General features: G+C 59.2%; 13 protein-coding genes. 5 read left to right on the top strand and 8 right to left on the bottom strand.

Annotated features, from left to right (window positions below; translation table 11 throughout):
• Positions 1–57: 57 nt before the first annotated feature.
• Entirely contained in the window at positions 58–984 is a 927-nt protein-coding gene (locus tag ACL2XM_RS25250; protein WP_410013375.1) for a TIGR01212 family radical SAM protein, read from the bottom strand.
• A 678-nt stretch (positions 985–1662) separates the two neighbouring features.
• Between ACL2XM_RS25250 and gltB the strand changes: the two genes are divergently transcribed.
• Positions 1663–6123 carry a glutamate synthase large subunit gene (gene gltB / locus ACL2XM_RS25245; RefSeq protein WP_410013374.1) on the top strand — a complete coding sequence of 1487 codons (4461 nt, stop codon included), beginning with the start codon at positions 1663–1665 and terminating at the stop codon, positions 6121–6123.
• A gap of 10 nt (positions 6124–6133) precedes the next feature.
• Positions 6134–7552 (top strand): glutamate synthase small subunit, encoded by a 1419-nt coding sequence (locus ACL2XM_RS25240; RefSeq protein WP_410016723.1) that lies wholly within the window; start codon positions 6134–6136, stop codon positions 7550–7552.
• A gap of 104 nt (positions 7553–7656) precedes the next feature.
• Here the strand turns inward: ACL2XM_RS25240 and sspB are convergent, their stop codons facing one another.
• The 5 genes from sspB to zapE all read right to left on the bottom strand — a co-directional run bounded on the left by sspB (position 7657) and on the right by zapE (position 11343).
• Positions 7657–8154, bottom strand: a complete 498-nt coding sequence (gene sspB / locus ACL2XM_RS25235; protein WP_410013373.1) for a ClpXP protease specificity-enhancing factor — start codon at positions 8152–8154, stop codon at positions 7657–7659.
• A gap of 3 nt (positions 8155–8157) precedes the next feature.
• The gene (gene sspA / locus ACL2XM_RS25230; RefSeq protein WP_410013372.1) at positions 8158–8799 is read right to left on the bottom strand and encodes a stringent starvation protein SspA; all 642 of its coding nucleotides are present in this window, start codon (positions 8797–8799) and stop codon (positions 8158–8160) included.
• Between the two features lie 336 nt (positions 8800–9135).
• Positions 9136–9528 carry a 30S ribosomal protein S9 gene (rpsI, locus tag ACL2XM_RS25225; protein WP_162366275.1) on the bottom strand — a complete coding sequence of 131 codons (393 nt, stop codon included), beginning with the start codon at positions 9526–9528 and terminating at the stop codon, positions 9136–9138.
• A 15-nt stretch (positions 9529–9543) separates the two neighbouring features.
• Positions 9544–9972 (bottom strand): 50S ribosomal protein L13, encoded by a 429-nt coding sequence (rplM, locus tag ACL2XM_RS25220; protein WP_410013371.1) that lies wholly within the window; start codon positions 9970–9972, stop codon positions 9544–9546.
• A gap of 243 nt (positions 9973–10215) precedes the next feature.
• Positions 10216–11343 carry a cell division protein ZapE gene (gene zapE, locus ACL2XM_RS25215; RefSeq protein ID WP_413729367.1) on the bottom strand — a complete coding sequence of 376 codons (1128 nt, stop codon included), beginning with the start codon at positions 11341–11343 and terminating at the stop codon, positions 10216–10218.
• Positions 11344–11553: 210 nt separating this feature from the next.
• Between zapE and zapG the strand changes: the two genes are divergently transcribed.
• The 3 genes from zapG (at position 11554) to degS (ending at position 15036) form a co-directional block, all read left to right on the top strand.
• Positions 11554–11958, top strand: coding sequence for a Z-ring associated protein ZapG (gene zapG / locus ACL2XM_RS25210; protein ID WP_410013369.1), 405 nt, complete (start codon positions 11554–11556; stop codon positions 11956–11958).
• Between the two features lie 166 nt (positions 11959–12124).
• Positions 12125–13504 (top strand): serine endoprotease DegQ, encoded by a 1380-nt coding sequence (degQ, locus tag ACL2XM_RS25205; RefSeq protein ID WP_410013368.1) that lies wholly within the window; start codon positions 12125–12127, stop codon positions 13502–13504.
• Positions 13505–13968: 464 nt separating this feature from the next.
• A complete protein-coding gene (gene degS / locus ACL2XM_RS25200) occupies positions 13969–15036 on the top strand; it encodes an outer membrane-stress sensor serine endopeptidase DegS (protein WP_410013367.1) in 1068 nt (355 codons plus the stop codon).
• A gap of 106 nt (positions 15037–15142) precedes the next feature.
• Here the strand turns inward: degS and murA are convergent, their stop codons facing one another.
• Positions 15143–16402 carry a UDP-N-acetylglucosamine 1-carboxyvinyltransferase gene (gene murA, locus ACL2XM_RS25195; protein WP_410013366.1) on the bottom strand — a complete coding sequence of 420 codons (1260 nt, stop codon included), beginning with the start codon at positions 16400–16402 and terminating at the stop codon, positions 15143–15145.
• A 65-nt stretch (positions 16403–16467) separates the two neighbouring features.
• Positions 16468–16728 (bottom strand): BolA family iron metabolism protein IbaG, encoded by a 261-nt coding sequence (gene ibaG / locus ACL2XM_RS25190; RefSeq protein WP_410013365.1) that lies wholly within the window; start codon positions 16726–16728, stop codon positions 16468–16470.
• Between the last annotated feature and the right edge of the window lie 80 nt (positions 16729–16808).

Raw genomic sequence — 16808 nt, 5'->3', positions numbered from 1 at the left:
CGTCAATCATACCGTAAAAAACGATGCCGTAGGTGACGTCGCGGGGGGAGAAGGCGGTCAGGCCCCGGGCAAGAACGGCATGCCCAGGGCGCTGCCCTGGCCGCCCCGCGCTTTGAGGTCATTATACAGCGCATTCATCCCGTTCCAGTGATTGGCGCACCACAAAGGTGCAAGCAGGGTCGGCGGACGGGCGCTGGCGCTAATACGGTGGAAAATAACCTGCGCGGGGGTATGGCGGATCATCTCGCCGGCAATGGCGGTATAGTCCTCCAGGCTTAGCGCGGCAAGACGCCCCGCCCGCCAGGCCCTGGCCATCACGCTGCCCTCGACCAGCAGCAGCGGATGCAGCTTCAGGCCGTCGACGCCCGCCGCCAACACCCGATCGAGGGTGGACAGGCATTCCGCCGCCCCCTCGCCCGGCAAGCCGACGATCAGGTGCGTGCACACGCGCAGGCCCCGCGCCCGCGCCGCCGCCACGGTATGGCGATAACAGGCAAAATCATGACCGCGGTTGATACGGCGCAGGGTTTTATCCTGCGCGCTTTGCAGCCCCAGTTCCAGCCAGACCTCATACCCCTGGCGCTGGTAGCCGGCCAGCAAGTCCAGTACCTCGGGCGGCGCGCAATCCGGACGGGTGCCGACGCAGATGCCGACGATATCGGCCTGCGCCAGCGCCTCGCGGTAGAGACGGTCTAAAACCCTCACTTCTGCATAAGTACTGGTATAGGCCTGAAAATAGGCCAGGTAGCGTTTGGCCCGGTCGGCGTTGCGCGCCTGGCCGGCTACCTGCTCGCCGACGCTGCGGAACTGGCTTTGTTCGTCGGCAAAAGAGGCGACATTGCAAAACGTGCAGCCCCCGCGCCCGAGGGTGCCGTCGCGGTTGGGACAGCTAAACCCCCCGTGCAGCGAGAGTTTATACACTTTCTGGCCGTAGCGGCGCAGAAGATCGCCGCCAAACATATTGACTACCTGCAGCAACTGCATATTCTGGTTATCCCGGCCGGTTGAGGTCGTCCAGACTAGCCGGTTTGCCCGCCGGCCGCGATGATATCGATCAATACCCGTCGCCGTCGCCGGCCGTATCGCATATTTATGCAAAGAAGGTGAGAATAAAATCAATTCTCATCGATTAAAATTTCTTATTTTCTCCCGGCGAATCATTCATAATGTCACTATCGCGACAAAACAGAGCCATACACGCCAGAAAACACGCTAGCCAGCAGATCCTGCTGTTATGGGACCTAGCACTAGCATGGTGCAGAGATACTAGCGCTGCACTACAGTGAGACAGCGCATATCGGCGCCGGCCGCTCCCGCCGCCCAGACGACGGTCAAACCGGCTTTAATTAGATTATTATCAACTGGTTAATAGTGTTTTCAGGCGATTTAAGCCCCTTTCTAGCGGGATTTGACCTGCGTGGTGTTTATCGTTAATTTGGAAGGCCGCTGGAAGAATTCTGGACGGGTTAACGACTCGTCATAGTTATGCAGTTATGAAGACTCCTTCTTAAAGCAAGTCGTTTATCACGAGCAAAGACCGCCACGATGAGGTTACCTGGAGAGAGTGGAACAGCTGGACGTTTAATCCGCTGCCGCTCAATACGGATACGCCTCCTCGCAGTAGGTTGTGAGAGTCACCTGGAGCCTGGGGAGGTCCACGATATGTTGTACGATGAATCCCAAGAGAAGGACAACTGCGGCTTCGGCCTGATTGCCCATATAGAAGGCGAGCCCAGCCACAAGGTGGTCCGAACCGCTATTCATGCGCTGGCCCGTATGCAGCATCGTGGCGCCATCCTGGCCGACGGCAAGACCGGCGACGGCTGCGGCCTGCTGTTGCAAAAACCCGATCGCTTCTATCAGATGGTGGCGCTGGAGCGCGGCTGGCGGCTGGCTAAAAACTACGCCGTCGGCATGATATTCCTGAGCCGCGATGAAGACGAGGCCCGCGCCAGCCGCCGGATTGTCGAAGAGGAACTGCAAAACGAAACGCTGTCGATAGTCGGCTGGCGCGAGGTTCCCATCAATCCCGATGTGTTGGGTGAAATCGCGCTCTCCTCGCTGCCCCGTATCGAGCAGATTTTTGTCAACGCCCCGGCGGGCTGGCGTCCCCGTGATATGGAACGCCGCCTGTACGTGGCGCGCCGCCGTATCGAAAAGCGCGTGGCCGACGACAGTTTTTACGTCTGCAGCCTCTCCAATCTGGTGACCATTTATAAAGGCCTGTGCATGCCGGCGGACCTGCCGCGCTTTTACCTGGATCTGGCGGACCTGCGGCTGGAATCGGCCATTTGCCTGTTCCACCAGCGCTTCTCCACCAATACCGTGCCGCGCTGGCCGCTGGCGCAGCCGTTTCGCTACCTGGCGCACAACGGCGAAATCAATACCATCACCGGCAACCGGCAGTGGGCGCGGGCGCGCGCCTATAAGCTGAAGACGCCGCTGATCCCGGATTTGCAGGACGCCGCGCCGTTCGTTAACGAAACCGGTTCCGACTCCAGTTCGCTGGATAATATGCTCGAGCTGTTCCTGAGCGGCGGCATGGACCTGATCCGCGCCATGCGCCTGCTGGTGCCGCCTGCCTGGCAGAACAATCCCAATATGGACCCGGAGCTGCGCGCCTTTTTCGATTTTAACTCCATGCACATGGAACCCTGGGACGGACCGGCGGGGCTGGTGATGTCCGACGGCCGTTTCGCCGCCTGTAACCTGGACCGCAACGGCCTGCGCCCGGCGCGTTATGTCATCACCACCGATAAGCTTATCACCTGCGCCTCCGAAGTGGGCATCTGGGATTACCAGCCCGACGAAGTGGTGGAAAAAGGCCGCGTCGGACCGGGCGAGCTGATGGTGATCGATACCCGCAACGGGCGTATCCTGCACTCGGCGGAAACCGATAACGACCTGAAAAGCCGCCATCCCTATAAAGAATGGATGGAAAAGAACGTGCGCCGCCTGACGCCGTTTGAGGAGTTGTCCGACGATCAGGTCGGTCACCGCGAGCTGGACAATACCCTGCTGGAAACCTACCAGAAGCAGTTCGGCTATTCCAATGAGGAGCTGGACGCCATTCTGCGCGTACTGGGCGAAAACGGCCAGGAAGCCACCGGCTCCATGGGCGACGATACCCCCTTTGCCGTGCTGTCGAGCCGCCCGCGCGTAATTTACGATTATTTCCGCCAGCAGTTCGCCCAGGTGACCAACCCCCCCATCGACTCGCTGCGCGAAGCCCACGTCATGTCGCTGGCCACCTGTATCGGCCGGGAAATGAACGTGTTCTGCGAAGCGGAAGGCCAGGCGTTCCGGCTGGCGTTTAAATCGCCGATCCTGCTCTACTCCGATTTTACCCAGTTGACCACCCAGGAAGAGCATCATTACCGCGCCGACAAGCTGGATATCACCTACGATCCCAGCGAGCGCAATATGCACGAGACGCTGCTCAAGCTGTGCGACGACGCGGAAGAGAAAGTGCGCCAGGGCACGGTGCTGCTGGTGCTGACCGATCGGGCCATTTCCCCCACCCGGCTGCCGGTGCCCGCGCCGATGGCGGTGGGCGCCATCCATACCCGCCTGGTGGAAAAAAACCTGCGCTGCGACGCCAACCTGATCGTGGAAACCGCCAGCACCCGCGACCCGCATCATTTTGCGGTGCTGATCGGCTTCGGCGCCACGGCCATCTATCCGTACCTGGCCTATGAAACCCTGGCGGCCATGATCGACAGCGGCACCATCGAAAAAGATTACCGTACCGTGATGCTGAACTACCGTAACGGCATCAACAAGGGCCTGTACAAGATCATGTCCAAGATGGGCATCTCCACCGTGGCGTCGTACCGCTGTTCCAAGCTGTTTGAGGCCGTCGGCCTGCATCGCGAACTGACGGATCTGTGTTTCCAGGGCGTGGTCAGCCGTATCGGCGGCGCCAGCTTCAGTGAATTTGAACAAGATTTGCTGAATCTCTCCAAACGCGCCTGGCTGAAACGCAAACCGCTGGATCAGGGCGGCCTGCTGAAGTATGTCCACGGCGGCGAATACCACGCCTACAACCCGGACGTGGTCAAGACCCTGCAGCGGGCGGTGCAAAGCGGCGAGTACGGCGAATACCAGCAGTACGCCAAGCTGGTCAACGAACGTCCCATCGCCATGCTGCGCGACCTGCTGGCCATCAAGCCCGACGGCAACGCCGTGTCCCTGGACCAGGTGGAGCCGGCGGAAAACCTGTTCAAACGTTTTGACACCGCCGCCATGTCCATCGGCGCCCTCAGCCCGGAAGCCCATGAATCGCTGGCGCAGGCCATGAACAGCCTGGGCGGCTTCTCCAATTCCGGCGAAGGCGGCGAAGACCCAGTCCGCTACGGCACCAATAAGGTCTCGCGCATCAAACAGGTCGCCTCCGGGCGCTTCGGCGTCACGCCGGCCTACCTGGTCAACGCCGATGTTATCCAAATCAAGGTGGCGCAGGGCGCCAAGCCGGGCGAAGGCGGCCAGCTGCCGGGCGATAAGGTGACCCCGTATATCGCCAAGCTGCGTTATTCGGTGCCCGGCGTGACGCTGATTTCCCCGCCGCCGCATCATGATATTTACTCCATCGAGGATCTGGCGCAGCTGATTTTCGATTTAAAACAGGTCAATCCAAAGGCGCTGATTTCGGTCAAACTGGTTTCCGAGCCCGGCGTGGGCACCATTGCCACCGGCGTGGCGAAGGCCTATGCGGATTTGATCACCATCGCCGGCTACGACGGCGGCACCGGCGCCAGCCCGCTGTCGTCGGTAAAATATGCCGGTTGCCCGTGGGAACTGGGCCTGGTGGAAACCCAGCAGGCGCTGGTGGCCAATGGCCTGCGCCATAAGATACGCCTGCAGGTGGACGGCGGCCTGAAAACCGGCCAGGACATCATCAAGGCGGCGATCCTCGGCGCGGAGAGCTTCGGCTTCGGCACCGGTCCGATGGTGGCGCTGGGCTGTAAATACCTGCGCATCTGCCATTTGAACAACTGCGCCACCGGCGTGGCCACCCAGGATGAAAAGCTTCGCCGCGATCATTATCACGGCCTGCCGGAACTGGTGACCAACTACTTCCGTTTTATCGCCCGGGAGACCCGCGAAATCATGGCGGAGCTGGGCGTGACCCGGCTGGTGGATCTTATCGGCCGCACCGATTTACTGCTGGAGCTGGACGGCATTTCCGCCAAGCAGCATAAGCTGGACCTGTCGCCGCTGCTGAAAACCGCCACCCCGCATCCGGGCAAGGCGCTGTATTGCACGGAAAGCAGCAATCCGCCGTTCGACAAGGGACTGATGAACAAAACCCTGGTCGAACAGGCCATGCCCCATGTGGAGCTGCGCCAGAGCAAGACGTTTTATTACGATATCCATAACACCGATCGCTCGGTGGGCGCCTCGTTGTCCGGCGCCATTGCCGCGCAGCACGGCGACCAGGGCTTATCCGCCGATCCGATTAAGGCCTTTTTCACCGGCACCGCGGGCCAGAGTTTCGGCGTGTGGAACGCGGGCGGCGTGGAGCTGACCCTGACCGGCGACGCCAACGATTATGTCGGCAAAGGCATGGCCGGCGGCAGTATCGTTATCCGTCCGCCGGTGGGCTCGGCGTTTCGCAGCCATGAAGCCACTATTATCGGCAATACCTGCCTGTACGGCGCCACCGGCGGCAAGCTGTTTGCCGCCGGCCGCGCCGGCGAGCGCTTTGCGGTGCGTAACTCCGGCGCCATCACCGTGGTGGAGGGCATCGGCGACAACGGATGTGAATATATGACCGGCGGCATCGTCTGCGTGCTGGGTCGTACCGGCGTCAATTTCGGCGCGGGCATGACCGGCGGCTTCGCGTATGTCCTTGACGAAGAAGGCGATTTCCGCAAGCGGGTGAATCACGAACTGGTGGAAGTGCTGGACGTGGAGCAATTGGCCATCCATGAAGAACACCTGCGCGGCCTGATTACCGAACATGTCCAGTTGACCGGCTCCCATCGCGGGGAAGAAATCCTGGCCGACTGGCCGGCCTGGGCATCGAAATTTACCCTGGTTAAACCAAAATCGAGTGATGTGAAAGCGTTGCTGGGTCACCGCAGCCGTTCTGCGGCAGAGCTTCGCGTGCAAGCGCAGTAAGAGGTTAATGATGAGTCAAAATGTTTATCAATTTATCGACTTGCAGCGTGTGGATCCGCCTAAAAAACCGCTCAAGATCCGGAAAATTGAGTTTGTGGAAATCTACGAGCCGTTCTCGGAATCGCAGTCCAAGGCGCAGGCGGACCGCTGTATTTCCTGTGGCAACCCTTACTGTGAGTGGAAATGCCCGGTACATAACTACATTCCCAACTGGCTGAAGCTCGCCAACGAAGGCCGGATTATCGAAGCGGCCGAGCTGTCGCACCAGACCAACAGCCTGCCGGAAGTGTGCGGACGCGTATGCCCGCAGGATCGCCTGTGCGAAGGCTCCTGTACGCTGAATGACGAATTCGGCGCGGTCACCATCGGTAATATCGAACGCTATATTAACGATAAGGCGATTGAAATGGGCTGGAAGCCCAACGTGTCGGGCATTGTGTCCACCGGCAAGCGGGTTGCGGTGATCGGCGCCGGTCCCGCGGGGCTGGCCTGCGCCGACGTGCTCACGCGCAACGGCGTACAGGCGGTGGTGTTCGACCGCCACCCGGAAATCGGCGGCCTGTTGACCTTCGGCATCCCGTCGTTCAAGCTGGAAAAAGACGTGATGATCAAACGCCGCGAGATCTTCAGCGAGATGGGCATTGAATTTCGGCTGAATACCGAAGTCGGCAAAGACATCATGATGAGCGATCTGCTGGGCGAGTTTGACGCGGTGTTCCTGGGCGTCGGCACCTATCAGTCCATGCGCGGCGGCCTGGAAAACGAGGACGCGCCCGGTGTTGTGGACGCGCTGCCGTTCCTGATAGCCAATACCAAGCAGCTGATGGGCTTTGAAAACCCCGAGTCGGCGCCTTACGTCAGCATGGAAGGCAAACGCGTGGTGGTGCTGGGCGGCGGCGATACGGCGATGGACTGCGTGCGCACCTCGATACGCCAGGGCGCAACCCATGTGATCTGCGCCTATCGCCGCGATGAGGAAAACATGCCCGGCTCGAAACGCGAGGTGAAAAACTCGCGCGAGGAAGGGGTGGAATTTATGTTCAACCTGCAACCGGTCAGCATCGAAATCGATGCCGCCGGTAAAGTGTGCGGTGTGAAGATGGTACGCACCGCCATGGGCGAACCGGACGCGCACGGCCGTCGGCGCGCCGAGATTATCGCCGGGTCGGAGCACGTGCTGGCGGCGGATACGGTGGTCATGGCGTTTGGTTTCCGTCCGCACAGTATGCAGTGGCTGGCGGATTTCAGCGTCGAGCTGGACAGCCAGGGACGGATTATCGCGCCGGAAGGCACCGAAACCGCGTTCCAAACCAGTAATCCGAAGATTTTCGCCGGCGGCGACGCGGTGCGGGGTTCCGATCTGGTGGTGACCGCCATTGCCGAAGGCCGCAAGGCCGCAGATGGCATCATGAACTACCTGGAAGTGTGATTGCCGCTAAGGCCCTCCCGCTCCGCCAGGGGCGGGAGGGCCTTGCCGTTACGGGTACGGATGAAATCGTTCCCGCCGTGATGGGCGCAGAGGGGGCCTTTGGCTTATTTCACGACCCGCAGCGACGGACGCCCGCCACGCGGCGGCGTTGGCGGCTCGTCATCGGGATGATAGTCATCATCGCTATCAGGACGGTCGCCGTCAATAATGGACATGACCGTTTCCGGCGCGTTACCCAGGGTCGACGCATCTTCCGCCACGCCATTTTGCTCATAGCCGACTTCCGGCTCAAACATGGTGCCGGCGCCGTTTTCGCGGGCATAAATGGCCAGCACGGCGGCAATGGGCACATTGACCTGACGCGGGATACCGCCGAAGCGCGCGTTAAAACTCACTTCGGCGTTGGTGAGCTCGAGGCTTGCCACCGCCCGGGGGGCGATATTGAGGACGATTTGTCCGTCACGGGCAAATTCCATCGGCACCGAGACGCCGTCCACCGTGACATCCACCACCAGGTGCGGCGTCAGGTGGTTGTCCAGCAGCCACTCATAGAACGCCCGGAGCAGGTAGGGGCGGCGTGGGGAGAGTTGAGAGACTTCCATACCTTAGCCCCGGGTTTGCAGGCGCATTTCGCGCTCAGCTTCGGTTAAGGAGGCCAGGAAGGCGTCACGCTCGAATACGCGCGTCATATAGCCCTTGAGCTCCTTGGCGCCGGCGCCGGCCAACTCGATCCCCATCTGCGGCAAACGCCACAGCAGCGGGGCCAGGTAGCAATCCACCAGGCTGAACTCTTCGCTCATGAAGTACGGCGCTTCGTTAAATACCGGCGCTACGGCCAGCAGCTCTTCACGCAGCTGGCGGCGGGCGCCTTCCGCTTCCTGGGCGCTGCCCTGCTCGACCTTGCGCATCAGGGAGTACCAATCGTTTTCGATGCGATGCATCATCAAACGGCTGGTGCCGCGCGCGACCGGATAAACCGGCATCAACGGCGGATGGGGAAAACGCTCGTCAAGATATTCCATGATGATGCGCGATTCATACAGGGTCAGTTCGCGATCGACCAGGGTCGGCACGGTGCGGTAAGGGTTGAGGTCAATCAGGTCCTGCGGTAGATTATCAAGTTCTACCTGCTCAATTTCGACACTGACACCTTTTTCCGCCAGTACGATGCGTACTTGATGGCTAAAAATGTCGGTCGGGCCAGAAAACAGCGTCATCACCGAACGTTTGTTGGCAGCGACAGCCATGAAAACCTCCAAGTTTATCTAGAAAATACCGCGAATAGCCAACTAACCCGGCTACTATCCTGAAATTGTTTGACTGTTAATTCACCTGGCGCCACGCTGCCCATCGCAACCGCGGCAAGCGCTGCTTGCGGCATCATGACAAAACGCCGGCGACACCAACAGACATAAAAGTGTTTAACAGTTTACCAGATTTTTGCATGTTTAGGGGGATGGCGTGTGGCAAATCGCGTTGAATACATCGACGCAATCAGATATTTGGCGTTAAATCAACGCTCGGGAAATAAAAAAGCCCGGACCGTGCCGGGCTTTGTCAGCTGTAATAATAACAGCCGGGAATTAACGTTTGGAGAACTGCGGACGACGACGTGCTTTACGCAGACCGACTTTCTTACGTTCAACCTTACGGGCATCGCGGGTAACGAAGCCGGCTTTGCGCAGTTCTGCGCGCAGCGATTCGTCATATTCCATCAGTGCACGGGTGATACCGTGACGGATTGCGCCTGCCTGACCGGAAATGCCACCGCCGGTAACGGTGATGTACAAATCCAGCTTTTCAACCATGTCGACCAGTTCCAGCGGCTGACGAACTACCATGCGGGCAGTTTCGCGACCGAAGTATTGATCCAGACTACGCTGGTTGATAACGATGTTACCGCTACCCGGCTTCATGAAGACGCGTGCGGAGGAGCTTTTGCGGCGACCAGTGCCGTAGTATTGATTTTCAGCCATTGCCTATAATCCCGATTAAATGTCCAGAACTTGCGGTTGCTGAGCCGCGTGGTTGTGCTCGGTACCCTTGTAAACTTTCAGTTTACGATACATTGCACGACCCAGCGGGCCTTTTGGCAGCATGCCTTTAACCGCGATTTCAATCACACGCTCAGGGTGGCGGGCAATCATCTCTTCAAAGGTCGTTTCTTTAATACCGCCGATGAAACCGGTATGATGATAATAGATTTTGTCGGTACGCTTTTTGCCGGTGACGGCAACTTTTTCGGCGTTCAACACGATGATATAATCACCGGTATCAACATGCGGCGTAAATTCCGGTTTATGCTTCCCGCGCAGGCGACTGGCCAGTTCAGTAGCAAGACGACCCAGGGTTTTACCGCTGGCGTCGACAACATACCAGTCGCGTTTGACGGTTTCTGGTTTTGCTGTAAATGTTTTCATTAAAAGCTTACCCAATTAAAGTTACACGTTGGTGAACACCCAAACGCTTCAATGAATAGTTATGAGGCTCACACGGCTATCTAGTCCAGCAAACCTACCCCTTCGAATAGCCGTTGCTGGCGCGATCGAAGTTTTCGGGAAAAAAACTTCTTGTAACGTGGGGTCGCAAGATTATAGAGAAGACGAGGCCAAAGGTCGACTGTTATTTACGATTCCAGCCCAATCAGTCGGCGGGCGCGCCGCTCACGGCAAGTGCGGCAGGGCCAGGTACTCTTCGCTTTGCATCTCCTGCAGGCGCGACAGGCAGCGCTGGAATTCAAAACGCAGCAACTGGCCCTGGTACAAAGACGCCAGCGGCGCGTCGGCGGCAATCACCAGCTTAACCTGCCGTTCGTAGAACTCATCCACCAGGGCCACAAACCGCCGGGCGGTATTTTCATCCTGCGGGCCCATCGCATGCACATTGTGCAGCAGCACGCTGTGATAAAGGCGGGACAGGACAATATAATCATTCTGGCTGCGGGCGCCGGCGCACAGCGTGGCGAAATCCAGGGCCACCACGCCGTCCCGGGCGCCGAGCGTCGGCAACGGACGATGATTGACCGTCAGCACCGGCGCGCCGTCCGGCCGTGCGCCGGCCAGGCGGGTGAAAATGCGCGCCATATCGGCGGCGGTCTGCTGATCCAGCGGCGTCAGGTAGAGGCTCGCCTGGGTCAGGGTGCGCAGCCGGTAATCAATGCCGGCGTCTACGTTCATCACCGCGCAATGGCGTTTGATCAGCGCGATGGCCGGCAGAAAGCGGGCGCGCTGCAGGCCGTTGCGGTACAGGTCGTCCGGCGGGATATTGGACGTGGCGACCAGGGTGATGCCGCGGGCGAACAACGCCTGCATCAGCGTACCCAACAGCATGGCGTCGGTAATGTCCGCGACAAAAAACTCGTCAAAACAAAGCACGTCGGTTTGCGCCTTGAAATCATCGGCAATCAGTTCCAGCGGGTCTTCATGCCCCTGCAGACGGTTCATCTCCTCGTGCACCCGCAGCATAAAGCGGTGAAAGTGCAGGCGCAGCTTACGTTCTCCCGGCAGGCTTTGAAAAAAAAGATCCATTAACCAGGTTTTTCCGCGCCCTACCCCGCCCCACATATATAATCCCTGTACGGGTTCGGCGGCTTCGGCGTTTTTTTTGCCGCGCAGGCGCTGGCCCAGGAGCCCCAACAGCCCGCCGGCGGCAGGCGCGGCGGCGGCCTTCGCCAGCAGCTGGCGGTGAAGGTGTTCAAGCTTATCGACGGCCGCTGCCTGGACGGCGTCGGCCTGGTATTCGCCTCCTGCCAGCATCTGCTGGTAGAGGGATAATGGCGATGTGACATGCATGGCGGCAAACGATCCCTGATACGATTATTTGTAACACTTTTGTTGCGGCCAGCTTAAACAGCCGCGCCGCGGAACACAAGGGCAACAAATAACAATGCTTTGCCCGCGGTGACGCTATCGGGATTCCCCACCGACCGGGTAAACGGTTATAGTGGGAAGTATAGAGTGTGAAAACCCTACGGGACAACGAAGTCAAATATAGGAGTCATTATGACCTGGGAATATGCGCTGATTGGATTAGTGGTCGGTATCATCATCGGTGCGGTCGCAATGCGGTTCGGCAACCGCAAACTACGTCAGCAGCAAACGCTGCAGCATGAGCTGGAAAAGAGCAAGGCGGAGCTGGAAGAATACCGCGAGGAGCTGACCGGCCATTTCGCCCGCAGCGCCGAACTGCTCGATAACATGGCCGACGATTACCGCCAGCTTTACCAACATATGGCCAAAGGCTCCAATAGCCTGTTGCCCAACCAGACCGGCGAAGATAATCCGTTCCGTTACCGCCTGACCGAGGCGGAATCGGACAACGATCAAATCCCGGCGGGCATGCAGCCGCGGGATTACCCCGCCAGCGCCACCGGCCTGCTGCGTGGCACGCGGGAACCACGTAAATAACTTTACAATAAGGCGGGATATCGCCAGCCCCCGCTGACATAACCTTACTGCGCCACCGCTGAACTTTAGCCGTCCCAACAGGGTCATAGAAGAACAAAAAGTGGCGTTTTAACATGGTTAATGATTAATGGCGTCGTTCACGGACAGCAAGCGAGTAATAAGTTTAATGAAAACCACACCTTTATTCAGCGCATTGGCACTTTGCATCTCATTCGGCTTAACCTCTTCCCTGCCTGCCCAGGCGGCGCTGCCGGCCGCGGTACCCGGGCAGACCATGCCCAGCCTGGCTCCCATGCTGGAAAAAGTGCTGCCGGCGGTGGTCAGCGTACATGTGGAAGGTACCCAGCAGGTGCAGCGCCCGACCCTGCCGAAGGAATTCAAATACTTTTTCGGCCCGGGCACCCCGCAGGGCGATCAGCAGCCCGGCGATTCCCGTCCGTTTGAAGGCCTGGGCTCCGGCGTTATCATCAACGCCGCCAAGGGGTATGTCATCACCAACAACCATGTGGTGAACGGCGCGGATAAAATCAAGGTGCAGCTTAACGACGGCCGCGAGTTCGACGCCAAGCTGGTCGGACGCGACGAACAGACCGATCTCGCGCTGCTGCAGCTGCCGGACCCGAAAGGCCTCAGTGAAATCAAGATGGCCGATTCGGACAGCCTGCGGGTCGGCGATTTTGCCGTGGCGGTGGGCAACCCCTTCGGCCTGGGGCAGACCGCCACTTCCGGTATTATCTCGGCGCTGGGGCGCAGCGGCCTGAACCTGGAAGGGCTGGAAAACTTTATCCAGACCGACGCCTCCATTAACCGCGGCAACTCCGGCGGGGCGCTGATTAACCTCAACGGCGAGCTTATCGGCATCAATACCGCCATCCTGGCACCCGGCGGCGGCAATATCGGCATCGGCTTCGCCATCCCGAGCAATATGGTGCAAAACCTGAGTCAGCAGTTGATTGAATTCGGCGCGGTCAAACGCGGCCTGCTCGGCATCAAGGGCAGCGAAATGACCGCCGATATGGCCAAGGCCTTCAAGATCGATACCCAGCGCGGCGCCTTTGTCAGCGAAGTCCTGCCGGGCGGCGCCGCCGCCAAGGCGGGGGTGAAGGCCGGCGATATTATCGTGTCTATCGAAGGCAAGCCTATTACCAGCTTTGCCGAGCTGCGGGTGAAAATCGGCACCACCGCGCCGGGCAAGGCCGTTAAGCTGGGCCTGCTGCGCGAAGGCAAACCCGTGGAAGTGACGGTCACGCTTGACGACAGCGCCGCCACCACCAGCAGCGCGGAAATCCTGACCCCGGCCCTGCAGGGCGCCTCGCTCAGCAACGGGCAGTTGAAGGACGGCACCAAGGGCGTGGCGGTGGATGACGTGGCCAAAGACACCCCGGCGGCCCAGATCGGCCTGCATAAAGGCGATGTGATCATCGGCATCAACCGCGAACGGGTGGAAAACATCACTCAGTTGCGTAAAGTGCTGGAGGCCAAGCCCGCGGTCATGGCCATGAATATCATGCGCGGCGACGAGAGTATTTTCCTGTTACTGCGCTGATGCACCCTATAGCTTTCGGGTGACAGGCAGGCGGCAAGCGAGTGAATCCCGATGAGCTTACTCGTGTAAGTGATTCGGGTGAGTGAGCGTGGCCAACGCACCTGTCGCGTGAAAGATGACGGGTATACCCTATAGCTTTCGGGTGACAGGCAGGCGGCAAGCGAGTGAATCCCGATGAGCTTACTCGTGTAAGTGATTCGGGTGAATAAGCGTAGCCAACGCACCTGTCGCGTGAAAGATGACGGGTGTACCCTATAGCTTTCGGGTGACAGGCAGGCGGCAAGCGAGTGAATCCCGATGAGCTTACTCGTGTAAGTGATTCGGGTGAGTGAGCGTGGCCAACGCACCTGTCGCGTGAAAGATGACGGGTATAGGTCAAAACATAAAAAATCGGACACTGACCATGCAGCGTTCGATAAACTCATGTTATCCTGCCGCTATTTCCTTTCTCTTGTTCGGACATCATGCTGGTTAAGCTTCTACGTGCGGTTATTTTTGGACTTATCATCGCGGGCGTCATGCTGCTGGCGTTGCCTGGGCTGCGTTCCACCACCGGCACGCTGATTGCCGGCCATGCCGACAGCGACGACGAGACCCCGGTCAGCTATAACCAGGCGGTGCGCCGGGCCGCGCCGGCCGTGGTCAACGTTTACAACCGCAGCATGAATACCGGTTCCCAAAACGAACTGGAAATCCATACTCTGGGTTCCGGCGTCATCATGAACCAGAAGGGTTACCTGCTCACCAATAAGCATGTTATCAACGATGCCGAGCAGATTATCGTGGCGTTGCAGGACGGCCGGGTCTATGAGGCGCTGCTGGTCGGCTCCGATAGCCTGACCGATCTGGCGGTGCTGAAAATCGACGCCACCAACCTGCCGGTTATCCCCATCAATCCCCGCCGCGCGCCGCATATCGGCGATGTGGTCATGGCCATCGGCAATCCCTATAACCTGGGCCAGACCGTGACCCAGGGCATTATCAGCGCCACCGGCCGCATCGGCCTCAGCCCTTCAGGGCGCCAGAATTTTCTCCAGACCGACGCCTCCATCAACCGCGGCAACTCCGGTGGGGCGCTTATCAACAGCCTGGGCGAACTGGTGGGGATCAATACCCTGTCGTTCGATAAAAGCAATAACGGCGAAACGCCGGAAGGCATCGGTTTCGCCATTCCCACCGCCCTGGCCACCAAGGTGATGAACAAGTTGATTCGCGACGGCCGGGTGATCCGCGGATATATCGGCATCGGCGGGCGCGAGGTGGCGCCCCTTCATACCACCGGCGCCAATATGGATCGCATCCAGGGCATTATCGTCAATGAAGTCACCCCCGGCGGCCCGGCGGCGCAGGCCGGCATCAAAGTCACCGACGTTATCCTTAGCGTCAACAATAAGCCGGCGATATCGGCGATTGAAACCATGGACCAGGTGGCGGAAATCAGGCCAGGCTCGGTGATCCCGGTGGTGATTTTACGCAACGGCGCCAAGCTGACGCTGAATGTGACCATCCAGGAATATCCGGCTTCGGATTAACAGGGGTGTTGACGGTGCGGATGAATACGCCAGCGGCCGACGCTTAAGCGGGGATGGAGCGGGGGAATAACGCCCTGCCTGAAAACACCGGCAGGGCGATAAGCGGTTATTCGCCGGTGACGCGTTCGATATTGGCGCCCAGCTTGCGCAGCTTGGCCTCGATGCAGTCATAGCCGCGATCGATATGGTAGATGCGATCCACCAGCGTAACGCCTTCGGCAATGCATCCGGCCAGCACCAGGCTGGCGGACGCGCGTAAATCGGTGGCCATCACCTGCGCGCCGGACAAGGTTTCCACCCCGTGGCAGATGACCGTATTGCTTTCGATCTCCGCCCGCGCGCCCATGCGGATCAGCTCCGGCACATGCATAAAGCGATTTTCAAAAATGGTCTCGGTAATCACGCCGGTGCCTTCGGCCACCAGGTTCAGCAGGCTGAACTGCGCCTGCATATCGGTGGGGAAGCCGGGATGGGGCGCGGTGCGCACGGTGACGGCTTTAGGCCGCTGGCCATGCATGTCCAGGCTTATCCAGTCGTCGCCGGTTTCGATATCCGCGCCGGCTTCGCGCAGCTTGGCCAGCACCGCGTCCAGCGTATCGGGACGGGTTGCCCGGCAGACTACGCGCCCGCGGGAGACCGCCGCCGCCACCAGGAAGGTACCGGTCTCGATGCGATCGGGCAGCACGCGATAAACGCCGCCGCCAAGGCGTTCCACGCCCTCGATGGTGATTTTATCGGTTCCGGCGCCGGCGATCTTCGCCCCAAGCGTAATCAGGAAGTTGGCGGTATCGACAATTTCCGGCTCGCGGGCGGCGTTTTCAATAATGGTGGTGCCTTCCGCCAGGGTGGCGGCGCTCATAATGGTTACCGTGGCGCCGACGCTGACTTTATCCATGACGATATGCGCGCCGCGCAGCCGCCCGTCCACCGACGCCTTGACATAACCCTCTTCCAGCTTGATGGTGGCGCCGAGCTGCTCAAGACCGGTAATATGCAGATCCACCGGCCGTGCGCCGATGGCGCAGCCGCCGGGCAGGGAAACCTGTCCCTGGCCGAAACGGGCTACCAGCGGCCCGAGCGCCCAGATGGACGCGCGCATGGTCTTGACCAGTTCATACGGCGCGCAGAACACGTCCACCCCGCCCGCATCCACATGCACCGACCCATTACGCTCGACTTTGGCGCCCAGCTGGCGCAGCAGTTGCATCGTGGTGTCGATATCTTTTAATTTTGGTACATTTTGTATTTCTACCGGCTTTTCCGCCAGCAGCGCGGCGAACAATATCGGCAACGCCGCATTTTTAGCGCCGGAAATGGTCACTTCGCCATTCAGGCGGGTCGGACCCTGGACACGGAATTTATCCATCAACACTGCTCTCTGTATTTAACGGGCTTAGATATACAACGCCATAGCGCGGCATCGCCTACAACTTAAAAACCATTCAGCTTACGATCGCGCCGCCACTCTTCCGGGGTATACGCCTTGATAGAGAGTGCATGGATACGATTGTCCGAAATATATTCCATCAACGGGCCGTATACCGCCTGTTGCTTTTTAATGCGGCTCATGGCGGCAAACCGCTCGCTCACGACGATGACCTGGAAATGGCTGCCATCGCCCGTTACATGCGCTTCTTCCAATGCCAACGCCTCGGCGTTCATCAGCACTTCTTTGATTTCGTGGTTTTCCATAAGGGTCAAATCACTGTCATGGGTCGGGAAACAAGCCGATATCTTAGATGAATACGTCGTCATCGGAAACAGGCAATAAT

This window comes from Sodalis sp. RH20, assembly GCF_047324205.1.
Taxonomy (GTDB): Bacteria; Pseudomonadota; Gammaproteobacteria; order Enterobacterales; family Enterobacteriaceae; genus Acerihabitans.
The sequence above is the reverse complement of the archived record's forward strand: the minus strand, read 5'-3'. Positions and strand labels throughout refer to the sequence as shown.

What these genes read in the sequence shown, in the direction of transcription:
- ACL2XM_RS25250 (WP_410013375.1), bottom strand. Translation starts at nt 984, where the DNA reads ATGCAGTTGCTGCAGGTAGTCAATATGTTTGGCGGCGATCTTCTGCGC.
- gltB (WP_410013374.1), top strand. Translation starts at nt 1,663, where the DNA reads ATGTTGTACGATGAATCCCAAGAGAAGGACAACTGCGGCTTCGGCCTG.
- ACL2XM_RS25240 (WP_410016723.1), top strand. Translation starts at nt 6,134, where the DNA reads ATGAGTCAAAATGTTTATCAATTTATCGACTTGCAGCGTGTGGATCCG.
- sspB (WP_410013373.1), bottom strand. Translation starts at nt 8,154, where the DNA reads ATGGAAGTCTCTCAACTCTCCCCACGCCGCCCCTACCTGCTCCGGGCG.
- sspA (WP_410013372.1), bottom strand. Translation starts at nt 8,799, where the DNA reads ATGGCTGTCGCTGCCAACAAACGTTCGGTGATGACGCTGTTTTCTGGC.
- rpsI (WP_162366275.1), bottom strand. Translation starts at nt 9,528, where the DNA reads ATGGCTGAAAATCAATACTACGGCACTGGTCGCCGCAAAAGCTCCTCC.
- rplM (WP_410013371.1), bottom strand. Translation starts at nt 9,972, where the DNA reads ATGAAAACATTTACAGCAAAACCAGAAACCGTCAAACGCGACTGGTAT.
- zapE (WP_413729367.1), bottom strand. Translation starts at nt 11,343, where the DNA reads ATGCATGTCACATCGCCATTATCCCTCTACCAGCAGATGCTGGCAGGA.
- zapG (WP_410013369.1), top strand. Translation starts at nt 11,554, where the DNA reads ATGACCTGGGAATATGCGCTGATTGGATTAGTGGTCGGTATCATCATC.
- degQ (WP_410013368.1), top strand. Translation starts at nt 12,125, where the DNA reads ATGAAAACCACACCTTTATTCAGCGCATTGGCACTTTGCATCTCATTC.
- degS (WP_410013367.1), top strand. Translation starts at nt 13,969, where the DNA reads ATGCTGGTTAAGCTTCTACGTGCGGTTATTTTTGGACTTATCATCGCG.
- murA (WP_410013366.1), bottom strand. Translation starts at nt 16,402, where the DNA reads ATGGATAAATTCCGTGTCCAGGGTCCGACCCGCCTGAATGGCGAAGTG.
- ibaG (WP_410013365.1), bottom strand. Translation starts at nt 16,728, where the DNA reads ATGGAAAACCACGAAATCAAAGAAGTGCTGATGAACGCCGAGGCGTTG.